Here is a 20,393-nt window from a genome sequence, read left to right on the forward strand (position 1 = left end):
CGCAATCCATGACTACATTCACTTTTATAATCACCACCGTCTGCAAGAAAAATTAGGCGGCCTCAGCCCCATTGAATATAGGGCTAAGACCGCCTAACCAATTTACTTATTTCCACTGTCTACTTGACAGGGGGCAGTTCACAAACCGGCCGCTCTTTTGATTCTGCATCAAGCATTATCGAGCCCATGCTCTTTTATTGCTGCGTTCAGAACCAGACGCAGTCTTCTCTCCACATCGTACTGCCGGCCGTTTTCCGCCCTGCAAACAATGCGGATCGTTGCTTTGTCGCCGTCCAATTTTTCAATACCGACCACTTGCGGCGTTTCCACAATTTCAGTGTCTTTTTGCGCAAAAGTATTGCATTCCTGCTGGAGAATATCGATTGAGTGTCCGATATTGTCCTTTGCAGGGATGGTCAGATCAATCTGTGCGAGCATGTTGCCGCGTGAGTGATTACTTACGCTTGTAATGTTGCGGTTCAGGATAAAATGAAGCGTCCCGTCGCTGTCGCGTATTTGTGTCGTCCTCAGACCGAGCTGCTCAACTGTCCCGGAATAGGAACCTGTTGTTATATGATCCCCTACGTCCATCTGCCGCTCAAGCAAGATGAAGAAGCCGGTCACAAAGTCGCTGACAAGTCCCTGGGCGCCAAAGCCGACTGCAAGGCCCACGATACTGGCACCTGCAAGGATGCCGGTTGTCTCTATATGGAATGTTTTTAATACCGTTACAAAGAAGATAAAGACCAAAGCATAGGAAAAGATATTTCTCGTAAGTCCTTCGAGCGTTTTCGCCCTTCCTTCAGCATTTGGATCACGCCTGCTGTATCTATCAAATACACCGAAAATCAGTTTGTTCCCTATCGACCTGACAAAAATGTAGAGTATGTAGATGACAATCAATTTGACTGCCGTCCAACCGATACTTATCCAAATTTCAGACCAATCGATTTTCTGCAAGGCCTTAGCAAATTTACTAAGCTCCTCTTTTCCTTCTGTTGTTACTGACAATAGTTTCATAGTCAGACTCTTCACCTCTCCAATCAACGCACATGACTATTTTGTATTCCCATTCAGGGTATTGCTAAACTAAGGATAGGGGTTAAGACGGCAAATTTCAACGGAAAACTACAGGAAACCAGTTGAAAAATGGGAAATGAATAGATGATGATCCTTAAGAATCAGTTATAAAGCATTATTAACGGAAAATTGACATGTTTCGCTCAAATGGTATACTTTGTCATGTAAAGCAGTGTTCCGTCGGGAAGCTGCTCCGTTTTTTTTTCAATCCACTATACAAAATGGAGGGAAATTACCTATGGCAGAACGCATGGTAGGGAAACAAGCTCCGCGTTTTGAAATGGAAGCCGTTATGGCGAACAAGGAATTTGGCAAAGTCAGTCTAGATGAAAACATGAAGAACGACAAATGGACAGTCCTGTTTTTCTATCCGATGGATTTCACGTTTGTTTGCCCGACAGAAATCACGGCTATGTCTGATCGCTTCGACGAGTTCGATGATTTGGATGCCGAGGTGATCGGGGTTTCAACGGATACTATTCACACTCATCTTGCTTGGATCAAGACAAGCCGGGACGATAATGGACTTGGAGACCTGAATTATCCTCTTGCCGCTGACACAAACCATGCTGTGTCCAGAGAGTACGGCGTATTGATCGAAGAAGAAGGAATTGCGCTTCGCGGGTTGTTCATCATCAATCCAGAGGGAGAGCTGATGTATTCGGTTGTGAATCATAATAACATAGGCCGTGACGTAGACGAGACGCTTCGTGTCCTGCAAGCTTTGCAGACGGGCGGGCTGTGTCCGGCAAATTGGAGACCAGGTCAGGATACATTGAATGTTTGAGTAACGGGACAGACAAGAGTTGTCTGTCCTTAAGTATATAGCCGAATGATTGAAGGAGGAGAAACTGAAAATGAAATTGCGCGAACCCATGCCGGAACTTGATGGTGCTGTCGAGTGGCTGAATGGACAAGTTACAAGAGAGGATTTAATTGGCGAAAAGCCGGCATTAATCCACTTCTGGTCGATCAGCTGTCATCTTTGTAAAGAAGCGATGCCACAGGTCAATGAATTCCGCGCCAACTTTGCCGATGAGCTGAACGTCGTCGCTGTCCATATTCCAAGGTCGGAGAAAGACCTGGATATTCAGGAAATTAAACAAGTGGCAGCAGAGCATGGCATTGACCAGCCAATCCTTGTTGACAGTGAACTCAAATTTGCAGACGCACTCGAAAATCAATACGTGCCTGCTTACTATGTTTTTGATAAAGAAGGTCAGCTTCGTCACTTTCAAGCGGGAGGCGGCGGGATGAAAATGCTGGAAAAGCGTGTGAACCGCGTGCTGGGCGAGAGTGAAAAGGAATCATGAAACTTATGGATTAGGCACCCGTCATCATCGGCGGGTGTTTTTTGCCCTCTACCTCTCCGACAGAAGGATGAGGCAAGTATGCGCAATTTGCAGGAGGTTGCAATTATTTTGAAAAAACAGTGGAAATATATTTCGCAACCCGATATATTTATGTATACGGCCATTTAGCCGGAGGGGAGGATACTGTATGGATACATTTAAAAAACTGAAACAATATTATTGGCCATACAAAAAATACTTTTATTCATCGATGTTCTTTTTGCTCTTTGTGACAGTCATTACCGTTATTTATCCGGTTATTTTGCAAATAACAATCGATGACGTTGTACTCAAGGGGGAGTATGAATGGATTCCGATTCTGTCGCTCGGATTTGTCGGAATCATGGTAATCAAGGGGATTGCCACCTTCATCCAACAATACACAGGTGATCTGTTCGGCATTAAATCCGTGTATGAAATGCGCAATGCGCTTTACAAAAAGCTGCAGTATCTGCCTTTCAGGTATTATGACAACGCAAAAACGGGAGATCTTATGTCCCGCCTGACTGCAGATGTAGAGTCCTTCCGTTTCTTTTTGTCATTTGGCTTTTCGGAGCTGATTCGTTTTGTCCTTCTATTGGGAATCTGTTTTTCTGTCATGTTTTACTACTCTGTCCCGCTGACAGTGGCGACAATGATTTCACTGCCGTTTCTTTTCGTTGCTGTTTTTAAGTTCGACAAAGAAGTCCACCCGGCTTTCCGGGGTATCCGAAAGTCTTTCGGGAGACTGAACACGAATGTCCAGGAGAACCTTTCAGGAATCAATACAGTCAAATCATTATCGAGAGAAGAATTTCAAACAGAAAAATTCAATGTTTCCAATCAAGATTACAAGGATCAAATGATATTTACTTCGAATATTTGGGCGAAGTATTTCCCGTTGATGGAGCTCCTTGGGAATGTGTGTGTCATCGCCTTGCTCGGATTTGGAGGATACCTGGTCATCCATGGTGATCTGAAGCCGGGAGAACTCGTTGCCTTCTATAGTCTTGTCGGTTATATCCTATGGCCGATCATGAACCTAGGTTTTACGATTAACATGTTTTCGCAGTCCAAAGCCTCTGGAGAACGGCTGCTGGAAATATTGGAGGCAGAAGGGGAAATCGAGGAAAAGCCTGCTGCCCTCGCACCCGCCAGGCTAAATGGGGAAGTGGAGTTTAAAGATGTTACACTGCGCTATCCTGGAGATGAGAACGCTGCCTTAACGGATATATCGTTCCGCGCAAGGCCGGGAAGTGTCATCGGCTTGATCGGATCAACCGGGTCGGGGAAAACGAGTATTACGCAGTTGATCACCCGTTTTTATGAACCTGTTGAGGGAGAAGTACTCTTAGATAGAAAAGACGTGAAAGAGTATTCATTGAAGTCGTTAAGAAATAATATCGGATTTGTCCTTCAGGAAAGTTTTTTGTTTTCCTCAACAATCAAGGCGAACATCGCATACGGCCGTCCAGATGCTACGATGGAGGAAATCATTGCAGCAGCGAAGCGTGCAGATGCGCACGGTTTTATTACACAGCTTCCAAATGGATACGATACGATGCTTGGCGAAAGAGGGCTCGGACTTTCCGGCGGGCAGCGGCAGCGTATTTCGATCGCCCGTGCTATCTGCCTTGATCCAAGTATTCTCATTCTCGATGATGCAACAAGTGCGGTAGATATGGAAACGGAATTCAAAATCCAGGGGGCACTTCGCGAAGTAATGGATGGAAGAACAACCTTTATCATTGCCCACCGAATCTCATCGCTGAAGCATGCAGATGAAATTCTCGTGTTGGAAGACGGGCGGATTACGGAAAGAGGCACGCATGAGGAGCTGCTCGGGAATGGCGGGCAGTATGAAAGAATTTATAAGATCCAGTTCAAGGATCAGCTTGGAATTTTACAAACGCAAAGAGGGTGATTGCCGATGGAAAAAGCGAAAAAAATCAATCCGCTCGTCTTGGAGCGGTTCCGTTACTCCACTGATACGGTAATCGACAAACCGTTCAACTGGAAGCAAATGCTGCGGCTGATAACATATTTGAAACCCTATTCAAAAACATTGTTGCCAGCTTCGATTTTGACTGTATTGATTACGACTGCAGTCAGACTTATTATTCCGATCTTGATTGGCGTATATGCTTTGGACAAGGCGATAACGGAGAAGAAGGACTTCTCCATGCTGATGATCATCGTCAGCATCATCGCCGGGCTGTACATACTGTCCTATGTAGCGAATATTTTCAGGATCAAATGGAGCTATGAATTGGGCCAGGGGGTCATTTATGATCTCCGAAAGCATGTTTTCACACATGTGCAGAATTTGTCCCACCGCTTTTTTGACCAGCGCTCCGCAGGCTCCATCCTCGTTAGGATCATGAACGATACCAACTCGCTTCAGGAGCTGTTTACAAACGGGGTCATCAATATATTCATGGACATTCTGATGCTGTTCGGCGTCATCATCATCCTATTTACCCTTAGTCCGAAACTGACGCTCGCCGTTCTCGTCATTTTGCCGCTCATGTTCCTGATTTCAACGACCTTGCGGAAAAATATCCGCAAGTCGTGGCAGGATATGCGGATCAAGCAGTCGAAGCTGAACTCCCATTTGAATGAGAGCATCCAAGGGATCCGTGTAACCCAAAGCTTTACGCAGGAAGAAGAAAATATGGCATTTTTTGATGGAGTCAATTTCGAGAACTATGAGGCGTGGAGGATTGCTACGAAAAAAAGTGCGATGTTCCGCCCTCTCGTTGAATTGACGAATGCTGTCGGATCTGCGGTATTGATTTGGTACGGTGCCCATTTGATCCAGGGGAACGATCTGAGTATCGGTCAATTTGTTTCCTTTGCCTTTTACTTGGGCATGTTTTGGGAGCCAATCTCAAGGCTTGGCCAAGTTTACAATCAGCTTCTGATGGGGATGGCATCATCGGAAAGGATTTTTGAATACTTGGATGAGCAGCCGATCGTAGAAGAGAAAAAGGGTGCGGTCGAGCTGAAAGACATTGCTGGCAGAATTACATTCGACGATGTTGAGTTTTCCTATAACGGTGAAAGAAAAGCACTTAACGGAATTTCGCTGGAAATGAAACCTGGCCAGACGGTGGCGTTGGTCGGACATACCGGCTCAGGCAAATCGACGATCGCCAATTTGATTACCCGTTTTTATGATCCGACCTCCGGCTCTGTAAAAATTGATGGCACTGACCTTCGTGATGTTTCGCTCCGCAGTCTAAGAAACCAAATCAGTGTCGTCCTGCAAGATACCTTTATATTTTCAGGCACGATCATGGAGAATATCAGGTTCGGCCGTCCGAATGCGAGCGATCAAGAGGTGAAAGAAGCCGCGAGTGCAGTTGGAGCCGACCGTTTCATCTCTCAATTGCCTAACGGTTACGAAACTGAGGTTGAGGAAAGGGGAAATATTCTTTCCGTCGGAGAAAGACAGCTGCTTTCCTTTGCCCGTGCACTGCTAGCCAACCCGCGGATCATTATTCTGGATGAGGCGACAGCTAGCATTGATACAGAGACAGAGGTGCTGATACAGACAGCGCTTAAAAAATTGCTGAAAGGCAGAACCTCGATTATCATCGCACACCGCCTTTCGACGATTCGAGAATCCGATAACATTTTTGTGCTTGAGCAAGGAGAAATTATCGAATCGGGCAACCATGACAGTCTTATGAAACAAAAGGGAGAGTATTACCGGCTTGTCATGGCACAATTTAAAGTGCTCGAAGAGGAATGAGGAATAAAAGGGATGTGGCCGATCATCGGTCCATCCCTTTCATTTTTTTACCAGGGACGCATTAAAGGTGGTGAAGTTTATTTATTTCTGGAAGGGGGTATCTCCTTAATAGTTCAAAATTAGAAGGAGGAATACAATTATGGATGATCGTTTTATCGTAGGACATTATGATAATGAAGAAGAAGCTGTACAAGCAATCGAAAAGCTGAAACGAGAAGGTTATCGTTCTGAAGATATTTCTGTTATTAGTAAAAATCGGCACGAAATGGACCACATCGCGGATGAAACAGATACGAAAGCTCCGGAGGGCGCAGCAACGGGTGCAGCGACAGGCGGTGTCCTTGGTGGATTAGGCGGTGTTTTGGCAGGGCTTGGCGCGCTCGCTATCCCAGGAATCGGTCCTGTCGTGGCGGCCGGCCCTGTTATCGCAGGACTGACAGGCGCAGCAGCAGGTGCAGGAGTAGGCGGATTGGCCGGTGCATTAATTGGAATGGGAATTCCTGAAGAGGAAGCTAACCGCTATAACGATTATGTAGACCAAGGGAAAATCCTTGTTCTCGTAGATCGTGAGAAGAGTGATCCATTGCTCTAATTGGATAGCAGCTTTTGGACAGGACCTTGAATGTAGATTCAAGGTCCTGTTTCATATTTTCTGTTTGCCGCAGGGCATGCTATGATAAGGGAGTATGCATGGCGGACGGTTAATGGATTATGCTAAACCAAGTTAGACAGTATTTTGCACTGAAAGAAGGGATAGAAGATGATACCAGGAACAGTAGAAAAACTGTGGGTGGACCGGGAAGCCCCGTTTGGGTTCTTTTTGACGAATGAGGAGGAGGATGTCCTTCTCCATCATAGCGAAGCACCCGAGGGGTTAGAGTTGGACGATGAACTTGAGGTGTTCTTGTACCAGGACCATGAAGGAAGGCTCGCTGCCACTCCAAAAATCCCGCTTATTCAGCAGGGGAAATTTGGCTGGGCGGAAGTAGCTGGCGTTGAACGCAGTCTAGGCGTATTCATCGACATTGGGCTGAGTAAGGATATTCTCGTGTCGCTAGATGATTTGCCTGAACTCGCTCACTTATGGCCAAAAGTCGGCGACAGGCTGTACTGCGCACTAAAAACAGATAAGAGAGGAAGGCTCCTCGGCCAGCTTGCCAAAGAAGAGGAATTCAGGCAGCTATCGGTCAAGGCAACGAGGGATGCATTCAATAAAAATATCAGCGGCACTGTATACAAATTGCTCCTGGCTGGCTCCTTCTTAATTTCCGATGAGGGGTACATAGCATTTGTCCATCAAACAGAACGGAAAGCTGAACCCCGGCTCGGACAACGTGTCGAAGGCAGGATTATTGATGTTAAGGAGGATGGTTCTGTGAATGTGTCACTGCTGCCGAGGGCCTTTGAGCAGCAGGATGAAGACGCAGAGAAAATATTTGAATACTTGCTTTCACGTGGCGGCACAATGCCCTATTGGGACAAGAGCCTACCCGAGGAGATCGAAAAACGTTTCGGCATGAGCAAAGGCGCCTTCAAGCGAGCCTTGGGGAAGTTGATGAAAGAAAAGAAAATCACCCAAAGAGACGGATGGACGTCGGTTGTAGATCAGGGAAATGTGCAACAACCCGAATAAAAAGCAGGAAGAAGAAAACCGTTCGGTTTTCTTCTTCCGCTTTTCGGGAGGAACCAACTCTAACTGCCTGGTAATTCCAATGGAAGACACCTGAAGAGCTGTAATTTCGCTTTCTTCCGGTATCAAAAGGCATCGTTGACACCTTTAGAAAAGTAGAATCGCTTTCTTCAAGTATCAAAGAGCCGTATAGATACCGGAAGAATGTATGAACCTTTACATATAAAGAGAGGGCTGTCTCAGACTATCAGTTTCCACTGACTTACTGGGACAGCCCTGCTTTATTCATTGATCTGCTTCTTGCTGTTTCTCTTCATAGGCTTTCAATTCATAACTGAATTTGTCGGTAATGATGTTTTTATTTCCATATACATAAATGACGTCGCCTTCCTGAATGCACGTCTCTTCGAGGTTTTTGCGCAAAATCTCATCCCCGCGCTTTACCAGCAAGATAAACAGGTCATCTGTGTTCGAATTTAGCGTATGACATTCCTCTCCGATATATTGAGAATTACTTGTAATATGTATATCGATCAGGTAATCATCATTCTGGAAATAGAGCACTTCGCGGATTGGCAGCTCATCCAGTTGATAGGTCGTTTCCAGACTTGCACTAAGTTTTTTTTCTAGAAACCCTTTCACAGGTTTCAGTTTCAGCAAAGTGAAGAGGGCGAATGCGATAATGAGAATGACCCCAAGCTCAAAGTATCGGACATCTTTCGATAAATAGGTACTTAAGATGGAGATGATCACAGCGAGGGAGAACGCTCCAAATAAGATCAAAAAGCTGCTTAATCGGCGCCGAATCGGATGTTCTAATATCAGTTTGGCCTCATCTGTGGTGAAACCGGTGTTGGTCAGCATCGAAATCGCCTGATAGCGGGCGATTTTCTTGTCCAACCCCGTCAAAACAAAAAGGCTGGCGGCAATTTCTATAATGATAACAATCAGTAAAAAGTAGGCCAACATTAAGATGATTTCCACAGGAATCCCTTCTTTCTATAGTCAGATTTCCCGAGAACTTAAAAATATAAACGACATAGCTAGCAATCGGGATATTTTAATGAGAATCGGGAAAAAGAATTGAAGTGACGAAAAGGTGAAGGTGATCGAAGATGAAAGAGAAAGAAGAAGAGTTTCATCAGTTCCATAACGGCTGGACATGGAAGGAAATGAGTTTATCAGACAAAGATAAGCTTAAGCAGCTTGTTTCCGAAATTCCGGCTTCTGAAATCTGGGTGAACAATACACTCAATATTAATACAAGCTATTTACGGGTAATTACACTCGATACAACGGACAAAGGAGATGCCTTAATCGGCTCGCTAAATTATTCTAATGAGCCGGAGGATCCGGAACAAAATCAATTCATGCATTATTACGTTACCGATCAAGTCCTGATTACGGTAGACCTGGACTTTTCGGTCTTTTCAAAAATCACCCGGCACCAGCTGATGCATAGGCTGAACCGATGCAAAGACGGTTTCGAAGGATTTCTTGTCATTCTTGGTGAATTGCTTAATACGTTTCTTGATGGAATTGATGACTTTGAAGAAACATTGATCGAGCTGGAGAGAGAGGTAAAGTTCGACAACCAGAGTAAGCTTTTGGAGAGCATTATTGATCAGCGATCTTCCATGCTGTTTTTAAAGCATCATGTTATTCCGATTGAGGAGATTTTATTGGGCATGCAGGAAGTGTTTATCGATATACAGGAACAGCCCGAATTTCGCAAAACGGCAAAACGGCTTGAAAGGACACTTACTTTACTTAATCATTACGAGAACCAAATCGAAACCTTGCTTAATATGAATATGAACCTTTTTTCCTTCCGGGGGAATGAAATCATCAAGATGTTGACCATTTTTACAGTACTCGTCACACCGATAACCGTCCTCGGAGCATTATGGGGTATGAACTTCAAAGGGATGCCGGAATTCGACTGGAAGTTTGGATATGCCTTTGCGTGGGGAGTCATCGTTGCGACGACTGCATTGACGTATTTTTGGCTGAGGAAAAAAGGGGTCATCGGCGATATATTACAAAAAAAGAAATAGCGCGTATTCATCTATCACATTGAAAATACGTGTGCTATACTACCTTGTAAGTTATCGTTGAGAAAGTGGAGGAATATCCGTGAATAAACAGTTTGCAGTAATTGGGCTGGGCCGATTTGGAGGCAGCATTTGCCGCTCTTTATCCGAGTCTGGAATGGAAGTGCTGGCAATGGATAAAGATGAGAACCGTGTCAATGAGTATGCGGCCATCGCTACCCAAAGTGTAATTGCTGACACGACCGATGAGAATGTACTGAAAAGTCTTGGCATCCGTAATTTTGACCATGTAATTGTTGCGATTGGCGAGGAAATTCAGTCAAGCATCTTGACGACCTTGATTTTAAAGGAGCTAGGCGTTAAGCATATTACGGTAAAAGCCCAAAACGATTATCATGAAAAAGTGCTGCGAAAGATCGGTGCGGATCATGTTGTTCATCCGGAAAGGGACATGGGCAGAAGAATTGCGCACTATATTACATCCAACAATGTGCTTGATTATTTGGAACTGTCGGATGAATACAGTATTGTCGAAATCCGAGTGAATGAAAGGCTTCAAGGGCATACAATTGTTGAATTGGACATCCGGGCACGTTATGGTCTGAACATTGTAGCCATCAAAAGAGGCAAAGAAATTCTTGTCACTCCCGCGGCAGAGGAACCTTTGCTGCTTAATGATATATTGATCATGATCGGTGCAGATTCGGATATCAACCGTTTTGAAAAAAAAGTGATGGAATAAAATGAACAGCCCTCAATCCGTTAGGATGGGGCTGTTCTTTGTATAAAAAGAAATGATTTATACTTCCATAATGATTGGCAAGATCATTGGTCTGCGCTTTGTTCTTTCATAGAGAAAAGGAGTCAGCGTGTCTATAATCTCGTTTTTGATCTCGGACCATTGGCTTGTCTGCTTATCCATAATCCGGTTCAAATGTTTGCCGATCATTTTTTGCGCATCACTGATCAAATCCCCGGATTCCCGCATATAGACGAAGCCGCGAGAAATGATATCCGGACCTGAAATAATCTTATGTTTGTCCATATCAATGGAAACAACAACAATAACCAGTCCTTCTTCAGACAGAATTCTCCGGTCGCGCAAAACGATATTGCCGATATCGCCGATTCCGCTTCCGTCGATATAAACAGTGCCGGATGGTATTTTGCCTGCAACAGACGCTGTATTCTCGCCTAGGGCAAGCACTTCACCATTGTCCATGATAAAGCAGTTCTCCTCAGGTACCCCACAATCAATGGCAAGCTTGGAATGTGTTTTAAGCATCCGATATTCCCCGTGGATCGGCAAGAAGTATTTAGGCTTCATCAGTCTCAGCATGAGCATTTGCTCCTGCTGGCCGCCATGTCCGGATGTATGAATATCGTTCAGCGGTCCGGCAATTACATCCGCCCCTGCACGATACAGCAAGTTTATTGTCCGGTTGACACTGATCGTATTCCCTGGAATTGGAGAAGATGAGAAGACGACGGTATCGCCGGGCTGGATCTGGATCTGGCGGTGTGTTCCGTTCGCTATTCTTGATAACGCGGCCATCGGCTCTCCTTGACTTCCGGTACAAAGGATCGTCACCTTATTGGCGGGAAGACGGTTCAGCTGTTGTGCAGAGATAAACGTATCTTTCGGCGCCTTAATATAGCCGAGTTCTTGTCCGATTTCAATTGCTGCATCCATGCTTCGGCCAAAGACTGCAATTTTGCGCCCGTTGGCGACTGCAGCATCCGTCACCTGCTGTAACCGGTGGATATTGGACGCGAAAGTGGCGAATATTACCCGGCCGTCGACCTTGCGGAAAATATCAACAATGCTTTCGCCGACTTTCCGTTCAGACATTGTGAAGTTCGGTACTTCTGCATTTGTGCTGTCAGAAAGGAGGCAGAGCACGCCTTCTTTGCCGATTTCAGCCATTTTTGTCAAGTTTGCCGGTTCCCCGACAGGAGTGAAATCAAATTTAAAGTCTCCAGTATGAACAATATTTCCTGGAGGTGTCTTAACGACGATTCCGAATGTCTCAGGTATGCTGTGTGTCGTCCGGAAAAACGTTACTGCCGTTTTTCTGAATTTAATTACGTCATCTTCATTAATTTCATGGAATTTTGTCTGGCGCAATAAACCGTGTTCCTCAAGTTTGTTCTTGATCAAACCTGTCGCAAGTTTTCCTGCATAAATCGGCACATTTACCTGCCGGAGCAAATAAGGAATACCGCCGATATGGTCTTCATGGCCGTGAGTAATGAAAAGACCTTTGATCTTGTCCGCATTCTTTACCAAGTAGGTATAATCCGGAATAACATAGTCGATACCGAGCAATTCATCTTCCGGGAATTTGATACCTGCATCAATCAGAATGATTTCATCTTGGAACTGTACGCCGTATGTGTTTTTGCCGATTTCGCCCAATCCGCCCAGAGCAAAAACAGCCGTTTGGTCATTTTTCACAAACTTCATAGCGCTGTAAGCTCCTTGACATCAAACGAATTGCTCTGCTTTTCATACTCAAGGTAAGCATTTTCCAAAGCTTGGACGAATTCGATATTAATCGGCTGCTCCTTAAGACTGCGGCGGACAGAGCGGACACTGTCTGCTTCTACATACATTACCTTTGTGTTTTCCCGTACGGGCATTTCCTTTGCGTTATCCTGGTAGTACACTTTGTAGATCATTTAATCTCTCTCCTAACTTTTTTTTGTCTCTTTACCACATGTATTTATTTTAAATAAAGCAATGATAAGATCAGGCAATGAATCGCATAAAGAATAAGCCCTCCAAATAAATAGAGGGACTTGAATAAAATCAATTGGGTTTAAGCAATTGTTTTTTTTCTAAGCAAATCCTTCCACTGTTTTAAAAGCTTCTTGCGCAGCTTCTTTAACATTGTGGATCACTCCTTATCGTCATTTTACCCGATTCCTGTTCAAAGTAAAAGCAACTTGGTGTTATTGAAACAGTTTTTATGATTATTTTTTCATTTTAGTATATGCTGTAACGAGGAATCTCTATCTTGGATATGCCTGGAATGTATGGAAGAAGAGCTTAAGTGAAACGAGAGGGGCTTGACAATGGGAAAAATCGTTTTTTTCGATATTGACGGAACATTGCTTGATGATGAGAAAAACTTGCCGGCTAGTACAGCTGCTGCCATAAAACAACTGCAAGAAAAAGGGATCTACACTGCAATTGCTACGGGCAGGGCGCCGTTTATGATAACCGATCTTTTGGAAAAGCTGGATATATCGACATATGTCTGTTACAACGGCCAGTATGTGGTGTTTGAAGGCCAGCCAATATACGAAAATCCGCTTGACCAGTCTGAATTGGAGAAATTAGATCAAATGGCAGCCGATTTGGGGCATACAATGGTTTATAGCGGAAGAGAAACGATGAAAGCAAGTAAAGAGGACGATTCTCGTGTCGCTGAAGCGGTCGGCAGCCTGAAATTGCCCTACCCGGAATGTGACCGCAACTATTTTAAGGACCATGAAATTTATCAGGGGCTCCTTTTTATTAGAGAAGAAGAGGAAAAGTCTTATGGGAACCAATTTGAAAAAATTCATTTTCTTCGCTGGCATGAGTTCTCGGTAGATGTCATCCCTGTGGGCGGTTCCAAGGCGGAAGGGATCAAAAAGCTGATGGAGAAGCTGAATTTCAAAATGCAGGATACGTTTGCATTTGGCGACGGATTGAACGATATTGAGATGCTACAGACTGTCGGCACCGGCATTGCGATGGGCAATGGGCTGGACGAAGTGAAGGAGTGCGCTGATTTTGTCACTGATCATGTCGGGGAAGATGGTATTGTAAATGGTTTGAAAAGAGCGGGGCTGCTTGATGCTTCCTTTACTACAATACATAGATAAAGAAAAATCCAGGGAAGCTTCCCTGGATTTTTCTTTATCCTCTCCCGACTTGTACCGCATTTTCCGGAGTGAGAAAAGGGTTTTCCTTATTGATGCGATCATAGAACATGACCCCATCTAAGTGATCGAGCTCATGCTGGCATACAATGGCCGGCAGTCCCCGAAGCCTTAATTTGAATTCCTTGCCTTCTTCATCGAATGCCTTAATGGTCACCCTTGCGTTTCTCAGCACATAGCCAGGCACATCCCTGTCGACTGAGAGACAGCCCTCACCAGTCGCAAGATAAGACTGCTCAACCGAGTGGCTGATGATTTTCGGGTTGATAAACACATGGCGGAAGGATTTCCCCTCATTTTCAAGATCGACGACAAAAATTCGTTTCGATACATTAATCTGTGGTGCAGCAAGGCCAACTCCTGCCCGCAAACCGTATTTTGCGCTAATTTCCTCATCTTGGCTGTTCTGCAAAAACTCCTGCATGTCCTGAATCATTTTTTTATCTTCTTCAGAAAGGGGGAATTTTACTTCTTCAGCAACCTGAAGAAGAACCGGATGCCCTTCTCTTACTATATCTTCCATCAATAACATACCGTTCACCTGCTCTCTTGATCATTCCATCTTTACTATAGAAGGCTGTTTCTATTATACACCTTTTTTCGGAAACGAGAGCAATTGAAATGCATGGTCTTCGGTTGTCAATTCGTAAATATCCCGGTATAGTAATGGAGTATAAAGTTAGGAGGATTCACGGAATGAAAAATTATGCAGCTATCATGCTCATCGTTGCCGCTGCTCTCCTTGCTGCCGGTTGTTCGGCTCCGGAAAAGAAAATTTATGACGGAATTGAGCAAAGCGCGACAAAGGAAAAGGAATTTGAGAAGCAGCAAAAACCGCTTGCCGATCTTGAAGTGAAAGAAAAGGCATTGTTTGATGAAATGATGAATCTTGGCATGAAAGACTTTGATAAAATTACCGAACTTTCCGATAAGGCCCTTGCCAATCTCGAGCAACGGAAAAAATTATTGGATAAGGAAAAGAAGGCGATTGATGCATCTGAATCGGATTTTAACAAATTGGACTTTGCCAACGTGAAGGATGAGAAGTTAAAAAAGGATGCCGCTGCATTGAAAAAAACGATGGATGAGCGCTACAAAGTACATGATCAATTGTATGATTCATACTTAAAAGGCCTTACCGAAGATAAAAAGATTTATGAATTAATGAAGAATAAAGACCTGGAGCTTGATGAGCTCACAAAGCAAATTGAGTCTTCGAATAAAGCATACGAACAAGTCATGCAAAAGAATGAACAGTTTAACGAGCTGACCGAGAAATTTAATAAAGATAAGATCGAGTTTTATCAGAAGGCAGGTATTGAAACTGAGGAACAGAGCGGAAAGTAACCAATCCGCTCTGTTCTTTTTTACTATATAACAGTCTATGAAAACGGTTTTGTGTTTATAGTACAGATGTGAAGTTTGAATGAAACAGATAGTGCGCGTGTTAAAGATTAGAAATATTTTTCCCTCCTCTGAAGAAGCTAAAATCATTGACTCAATCCTTTTTTTTAGTTATTCTAATTAAGGTGTTTCAATTCCCTTGTATTATAATATTAGTATAAAATGAGTGGTACAGATAATAGCATGCCGGCACTAAATAAAGGATTACCGTTTTTTTTATAGGGAATGTGGAAAACTAAACTACGTATGAGATACGGCAAGTTCTCGGCTTTTGCCTGAGATGATTATAAATATTCAAAGGGAAAGGATAGGTGGCTTCAATGGCTTCGACAAAGAAGACAAAATTCGATGCGATCAAAACGCTCGAAAATATTGAAAGTCAATTTGAAATGATCCAGGTTTTAAATGAAAAAGGAGAAGTAGTTGATACTTCTTATATGCCAGATCTATCTGATGAGCAGCTGCAGGAATTGATGCGCCGCATGGTCTACACAAGAATTCTTGATCAGCGCAGCATTTCCCTTAACCGCCAGGGGCGACTAGGCTTCTATGCGCCGACTGCTGGACAGGAGGCATCTCAGCTCGCTTCTCATTTTGCTCTTGAAAAAGATGACTTTATTTTGCCGGGCTACCGCGATGTGCCGCAAATTATTTGGCACGGCCTTCCATTGTACCAAGCATTCTTGTTCTCTCGCGGCCATTTCAAAGGAAACCAGATTCCGGAAGGCGTCAATGTCATTCCGCCGCAAATTATCATTGGTGCTCAATATATCCAAGCAGCCGGTGTTGCGCTTGGCATGAAGAAACGCAATAAAAAAGCCGTTGCCGTTACATATACAGGTGACGGAGGATCCTCACAAGGTGATTTCTATGAAGGAATCAACTTTGCAGGAGCATACAAAGCACCTGCCGTATTTATCGTTCAAAACAACCAGTATGCCATCTCGACTCCTCGCGACAAGCAGACAGCTGCAGCGACAATTGCACAGAAAGCTGTTGCAGTCGGTATTCCGGGTGTGCTTGTTGATGGAATGGATCCATTGGCAGTCTATGCAGTTGTTAAGGAAGCGCGTGAGCGTGCAATCAATGGCGGAGGCCCTACATTGATTGAAACACTTTGCTATCGCTACGGTCCACATACAATGGCAGGGGACGATCCGACACGCTATAGAACTTCCGATACTGACAGCGAGTGGGAAAAGAAAGATCCATTGGTCCGCTTCCGCGCATACTTGGAAGGCAAAGGCCTCTGGAACGAAGAGAAAGAAAATGAAGTAATTGAGCAAGCAAAAGAAGATATCAAGCAAGCGATCAAGCTGGCTGATGAAACAGAGAAACAAAAAGTGACAGATCTTATTGCTAATATGTATGAAGAGATGCCACAAAATCTGGTTGAGCAGAATGAAATTTACAATTCGAAGGAGTCGAAATAAGCCATGGCGCAAATGACTATGATCCAAGCTATTACCGATGCGCTTCGTACTGAATTGCGCAATGATGAGAATGTCCTCGTTTTCGGCGAAGACGTTGGAGTGAACGGCGGTGTTTTCCGGGCGACTGAAGGTCTTCAGAAGGAGTTCGGTGAAGATCGTGTATTCGATACACCACTCGCTGAATCAGGAATTGGCGGTCTTGCAATCGGCCTGACTACTCAAGGCTATCGCCCTGTGCCTGAAATCCAGTTTTTCGGTTTCTTATATGAAGTAATGGACTCTGTCAGCGGTCAAATGGCACGCTGGAGATACCGCACTGGCGGTACCTACCATGCACCAATCACAATCCGTTCTCCATTCGGCGGCGGCGTACACACTCCAGAAATGCATGCAGACAGCCTTGAGGGCCTTGTAGCCCAACAACCTGGTCTTAAGGTTGTTGTTCCTTCATCGCCATATGATGCAAAAGGTCTTTTGATTTCTTCAATCCGTGACAATGATCCGGTCATCTTCCTTGAGCATATGAAATTATACCGCTCGTTCCGTGAAGAGGTACCTGAAGAAGAATATACAATTCCACTAGGCAAGGCAGAAGTGAAACGCGAAGGGGAAGACCTGACCATTGTTTCTTATGGCGCAATGGTTCATGAATCCCTAAAAGCCGCAGCGGAGCTTGAAAAAGAAGGTTATTCAGTCGAAGTAATCGACTTGCGGACAGTTTGGCCAATCGATATGGAAACAATCCTACAGTCGGTTGAAAAGACGAACCGTGTTATCGTCGTACAGGAAGCTCAAAAACAAGCTGGGGTCGCAGCTCAAATCGTTGCTGAAATTAACGAAAAAGCGATCTTAAGCCTTGAAGCTCCGGTTCTTCGCGTTGCAGCACCGGATACAGTTTATCCATTCTCCCAGGCTGAAAACGTATGGTTGCCAAATCATAAAGATGTTTTGGAAACAGCGAAAAAAGCCCTCGAATTTTAATCGAAGCGAAAAACCAACATTAACGACAGGAGGCTGAAACATAATGTCATTTCAATTCAGAATGCCGGATATCGGCGAAGGTATACACGAAGGAGATATTGTCAAGTGGTTCATCAAACCAGGTGACAAGATCCAAGAAGATGACGTGCTTTGCGAAGTGCAAAACGATAAAGCAGTAGTAGAAATCCCATCTCCTGTAGCAGGTACAATCGAGGAAATCCTCGTTGAAGAAGGGGCGACTGCCGTTGTCGGCGATGTGCTGATTAAAATCGACGCACCAGGATATGAAGATCTCCAGTTCAAAGGCGATCATGGAGATGAAAAGACTGAAGGAGACGTCCAGTCTACTGCTGAAGCAGGACAGGATATCGCAAAAGAACCAGTCAAGGCTCCAAGTGAAGATTCAGCGACTGGTGCAGGCGCCCAGCCGGCAGCCGAAGAAACGTATAACGAGCGTGTCATCGCAATGCCGTCTGTTCGCAAATATGCCCGCGAAAAAGGCATCGACATCCATACAGTTTCCGGTTCAGGCAAGAACGGAAGAATCTTGAAAGAGGACATCGACGCATTTGTTTCAGGCGGAGCAGTCTCAGCACCAGCTGCATCTGAAGCACCTGCCCAGAAGGATGCGCCTGCCAAAGCTCCTGCGGCTGCTGCTATTCCAGAAGGCGAATATCCTGAAACAAGAGAGAAAATGAGCGGAATCCGCAAAGCGATTGCCAAAGCAATGGTTAATTCGAAGCATACTGCTCCTCACGTAACGTTGATGGACGAAGTAGATGTAACCAATCTTGTCGCACACCGCAAAAAATACAAAGAAGCAGCTGCAGCAAAAGATATCAAGCTGACTTTCTTGCCATATGTCGTGAAGGCACTCGTAAGTGCATTGCGCGAATTCCCTGCGCTTAACAGCTCTGTGGATGATGCAACAGATGAAATTATTCAAAAGCACTATTACAACATCGGTATTGCAGCAGATACTGAAAAAGGTTTGCTAGTACCTGTCGTAAAAAGAGCAGACAGCAAGTCCATCTTTGCCATCTCAAAAGAAATCAACGAGCTTGCTGATAAAGCGAGAAGCGGAAAATTGGCACCAAATGAAATGAAAGGTGCATCTTGCACAATTACAAATATCGGTTCTGCTGGCGGACAATGGTTCACTCCAGTTATCAACCATCCAGAAGTAGCCATCCTCGGTATTGGCCGTATCGCGGAAAAACCAGTGGTTAAAAATGGTGAAATTGTAGCGGCACCTGTGTTAGCATTATCATTGAGCTTCGACCACCGTATTATCGATGGTGCGACTGCGCAGCATGCGCTTAATCAAATCAAGCGCCTGTTGAACGAACCAGATCTTATCTTAATGGAGGCGTAAGCAAATGGTAGTAGGAGATTTCCCGATCGAAACAGATACGATTGTTATTGGAGCAGGCCCTGGCGGTTATGTAGCAGCTATTCGTGCAGCACAGCTTGGCCAAAAAGTAACAGTTGTGGAAAAAGGCGAATTGGGCGGTGTATGCCTAAATGTAGGTTGTATCCCTTCCAAAGCTTTGATTGCCGCTTCCCACCGTTATGAAACAGCCTTGCATTCCGAAGATGTCGGCATTACAGCTGAAAATGTCAAAGTGGACTTTACAAAAGTTCAAGATTGGAAAGCTGGAGTTGTCAAAAAGCTTACCGGCGGTGTAGCTGGCCTGCTGAAAGGCAATAAAGTGGATGTTGTTAAAGGTGAAGCTTATTTTGTCGACGAGCATACGATCCGTGTAATGGATGAAAAATCCGCGCAAACGTATACGTTCAACAACCTGATCCTTGCTACAGGTTCACGTCCGATTGAACTTCCTGCTTTTAAGTATTCGAAGCGAATTCTCAATTCAACTGGTGCGTTGAACCTTAAGGAAATCCCTTCTAAGCTTGTTGTTATCGGCGGAGGATATGTCGGTACTGAACTTGGAACAGCCTATGCTAATTTCGGTACTCAAGTAACCATTCTTGAAGGAGCGGATGACATTCTTAGCGGCTTCGAAAAGCAAATGACATCTCTTGTGTCGCGCAATCTGAAGAAAAAGAATGTTGAAATCGTCACGAAAGCAATGGCAAAAGGTGCCGAAGAAACAGAAAATGGCGTAAAGGTTACGTATGAAGCGAATGGTGAAGAAAAAACAATCGAAGCGGATTACGTGCTCGTCACTGTCGGCAGAAAGCCGAACACAGATGAATTGGGCCTTGAGCAAGTTGGCATAAAAATGAGTGACCGCGGTGTTATCGAAGTGGACAAACAATGCCGCACAAACATTAAAAACATCTATGCGATCGGCGACATCGTACCTGGACCGCCACTTGCGCATAAAGCATCTTATGAGGCGAAAATTGCTGCAGAAGCGATTGCCGGACAACCTTCCGAAATTGACTATCTCGGCATTCCAGCTGTCGTATTCTCCGAGCCTGAATTGGCAACAGTCGGCTATACAGAGCAACAGGCGAAAGAGGAAGGCATTGAAGTGACTGCTTCCAAATTCCCATTTGCAGCTAATGGCCGTGCATTGGCTCTGAACAATACAGACGGTTTCGTTAAGATGGTTACACGCAAAGAAGACGGACTTGTAATCGGCGCGCAAATTGCCGGTGCTAGTGCATCTGATATGATTTCTGAACTTGGACTTGCTATTGAGGCAGGAATGACTGCAGAAGACATTGCGATGACAATCCATGCTCACCCAACATTGGGCGAAATTACAATGGAAACTGCGGAAGTTGCTTTGGGCACTCCGATCCACATTGTAAAATAAT

General features: G+C 44.6%; 20 protein-coding genes. 15 read left to right on the plus strand and 5 right to left on the minus strand.

The window, feature by feature from the left end; translation table 11 throughout:
- The first annotated feature begins 4 nt into the window (after positions 1–4).
- Entirely contained in the window at positions 5–97 is a 93-nt protein-coding gene (locus tag AC0TWI_RS03300; protein ID WP_488125033.1) for an IS3 family transposase, read from the plus strand.
- Positions 98–168: 71 nt separating this feature from the next.
- Here AC0TWI_RS03300 and AC0TWI_RS03305 read toward each other — a convergent pair whose 3' ends face one another.
- Positions 169–1,020, minus strand: a complete 852-nt coding sequence (locus tag AC0TWI_RS03305) for a mechanosensitive ion channel family protein (protein WP_488124913.1) — start codon at positions 1,018–1,020, stop codon at positions 169–171.
- A gap of 298 nt (positions 1,021–1,318) precedes the next feature.
- Between AC0TWI_RS03305 and AC0TWI_RS03310 the strand changes: the two genes are divergently transcribed.
- The 6 genes from AC0TWI_RS03310 to AC0TWI_RS03335 all read left to right on the plus strand — a co-directional run bounded on the left by AC0TWI_RS03310 (position 1,319) and on the right by AC0TWI_RS03335 (position 7,801).
- Positions 1,319–1,867 (plus strand): peroxiredoxin, encoded by a 549-nt coding sequence (locus AC0TWI_RS03310; RefSeq protein WP_488124914.1) that lies wholly within the window; start codon positions 1,319–1,321, stop codon positions 1,865–1,867.
- A 70-nt stretch (positions 1,868–1,937) separates the two neighbouring features.
- Positions 1,938–2,393, plus strand: a complete 456-nt coding sequence (locus AC0TWI_RS03315; RefSeq protein WP_488124915.1) for a TlpA disulfide reductase family protein — start codon at positions 1,938–1,940, stop codon at positions 2,391–2,393.
- Between the two features lie 187 nt (positions 2,394–2,580).
- The gene (locus AC0TWI_RS03320) at positions 2,581–4,335 is read left to right on the plus strand and encodes an ABC transporter ATP-binding protein (protein WP_488124916.1); all 1,755 of its coding nucleotides are present in this window, start codon (positions 2,581–2,583) and stop codon (positions 4,333–4,335) included.
- Positions 4,336–4,341: 6 nt separating this feature from the next.
- Positions 4,342–6,168, plus strand: coding sequence for an ABC transporter ATP-binding protein (locus AC0TWI_RS03325; protein ID WP_488124917.1), 1,827 nt, complete (start codon positions 4,342–4,344; stop codon positions 6,166–6,168).
- Positions 6,169–6,307: 139 nt separating this feature from the next.
- Entirely contained in the window at positions 6,308–6,760 is a 453-nt protein-coding gene (locus AC0TWI_RS03330; RefSeq protein ID WP_488124918.1) for a general stress protein, read from the plus strand.
- A gap of 168 nt (positions 6,761–6,928) precedes the next feature.
- Positions 6,929–7,801 (plus strand): CvfB family protein, encoded by an 873-nt coding sequence (locus AC0TWI_RS03335; RefSeq protein ID WP_488124919.1) that lies wholly within the window; start codon positions 6,929–6,931, stop codon positions 7,799–7,801.
- A 282-nt stretch (positions 7,802–8,083) separates the two neighbouring features.
- Here the strand turns inward: AC0TWI_RS03335 and AC0TWI_RS03340 are convergent, their stop codons facing one another.
- Positions 8,084–8,782: a hypothetical protein gene (locus AC0TWI_RS03340; protein WP_488124920.1), complete on the minus strand. Its 699-nt coding sequence runs from the start codon at positions 8,780–8,782 to the stop codon at positions 8,084–8,086.
- Positions 8,783–8,913: 131 nt separating this feature from the next.
- Here AC0TWI_RS03340 and AC0TWI_RS03345 point away from each other — a divergent pair, with 131 nt between their 5' ends.
- Both AC0TWI_RS03345 and AC0TWI_RS03350 read left to right on the plus strand, forming a co-directional pair.
- Positions 8,914–9,855 carry a magnesium transporter CorA family protein gene (locus AC0TWI_RS03345; RefSeq protein ID WP_488124921.1) on the plus strand — a complete coding sequence of 314 codons (942 nt, stop codon included), beginning with the start codon at positions 8,914–8,916 and terminating at the stop codon, positions 9,853–9,855.
- Positions 9,856–9,934: 79 nt separating this feature from the next.
- The gene (locus AC0TWI_RS03350) at positions 9,935–10,594 is read left to right on the plus strand and encodes a potassium channel family protein (protein ID WP_488124922.1); all 660 of its coding nucleotides are present in this window, start codon (positions 9,935–9,937) and stop codon (positions 10,592–10,594) included.
- 57 nt (positions 10,595–10,651) lie between these two features.
- On the opposite strand, the gene rnjA is transcribed toward AC0TWI_RS03350, so the two are convergent.
- Both rnjA and AC0TWI_RS03360 read right to left on the minus strand, forming a co-directional pair.
- Positions 10,652–12,319 (minus strand): ribonuclease J1, encoded by a 1,668-nt coding sequence (rnjA, locus tag AC0TWI_RS03355; protein ID WP_488124923.1) that lies wholly within the window; start codon positions 12,317–12,319, stop codon positions 10,652–10,654.
- On the minus strand, positions 12,316–12,534 hold the full coding sequence (locus tag AC0TWI_RS03360) for a DNA-dependent RNA polymerase subunit epsilon (RefSeq protein ID WP_488124924.1): 219 nt from the start codon (positions 12,532–12,534) through the stop codon (positions 12,316–12,318). Before AC0TWI_RS03360 ends, rnjA begins: the two co-directional genes overlap by 4 nt.
- A gap of 396 nt (positions 12,535–12,930) precedes the next feature.
- Between AC0TWI_RS03360 and AC0TWI_RS03365 the strand changes: the two genes are divergently transcribed.
- Positions 12,931–13,728, plus strand: a complete 798-nt coding sequence (locus AC0TWI_RS03365) for a Cof-type HAD-IIB family hydrolase (RefSeq protein WP_488124925.1) — start codon at positions 12,931–12,933, stop codon at positions 13,726–13,728.
- Positions 13,729–13,762: 34 nt separating this feature from the next.
- Here the strand turns inward: AC0TWI_RS03365 and def are convergent, their stop codons facing one another.
- Positions 13,763–14,317, minus strand: coding sequence for a peptide deformylase (def, locus tag AC0TWI_RS03370; RefSeq protein ID WP_488124926.1), 555 nt, complete (start codon positions 14,315–14,317; stop codon positions 13,763–13,765).
- 164 nt (positions 14,318–14,481) lie between these two features.
- On the opposite strand from def, the gene AC0TWI_RS03375 reads away from it, so the two are divergent.
- From AC0TWI_RS03375 to lpdA, 5 genes are all read left to right on the plus strand, one after another.
- Positions 14,482–15,132, plus strand: coding sequence for a YkyA family protein (locus AC0TWI_RS03375; protein ID WP_488124927.1), 651 nt, complete (start codon positions 14,482–14,484; stop codon positions 15,130–15,132).
- 377 nt (positions 15,133–15,509) lie between these two features.
- Positions 15,510–16,622, plus strand: coding sequence for a pyruvate dehydrogenase (acetyl-transferring) E1 component subunit alpha (pdhA, locus tag AC0TWI_RS03380; RefSeq protein WP_488124928.1), 1,113 nt, complete (start codon positions 15,510–15,512; stop codon positions 16,620–16,622).
- 3 nt (positions 16,623–16,625) lie between these two features.
- Complete coding sequence (locus tag AC0TWI_RS03385; RefSeq protein WP_488124929.1) at positions 16,626–17,603, plus strand: alpha-ketoacid dehydrogenase subunit beta; 978 nt, start codon at positions 16,626–16,628, stop codon at positions 17,601–17,603.
- Between the two features lie 43 nt (positions 17,604–17,646).
- Positions 17,647–18,978, plus strand: a complete 1,332-nt coding sequence (locus tag AC0TWI_RS03390; protein WP_488124930.1) for a dihydrolipoamide acetyltransferase family protein — start codon at positions 17,647–17,649, stop codon at positions 18,976–18,978.
- A 4-nt stretch (positions 18,979–18,982) separates the two neighbouring features.
- The gene (gene lpdA / locus AC0TWI_RS03395; RefSeq protein WP_488124931.1) at positions 18,983–20,392 is read left to right on the plus strand and encodes a dihydrolipoyl dehydrogenase; all 1,410 of its coding nucleotides are present in this window, start codon (positions 18,983–18,985) and stop codon (positions 20,390–20,392) included.
- Position 20,393: the final 1 nt, after the last annotated feature.

Source organism: Lederbergia sp. B243.17 (assembly GCF_057657925.1).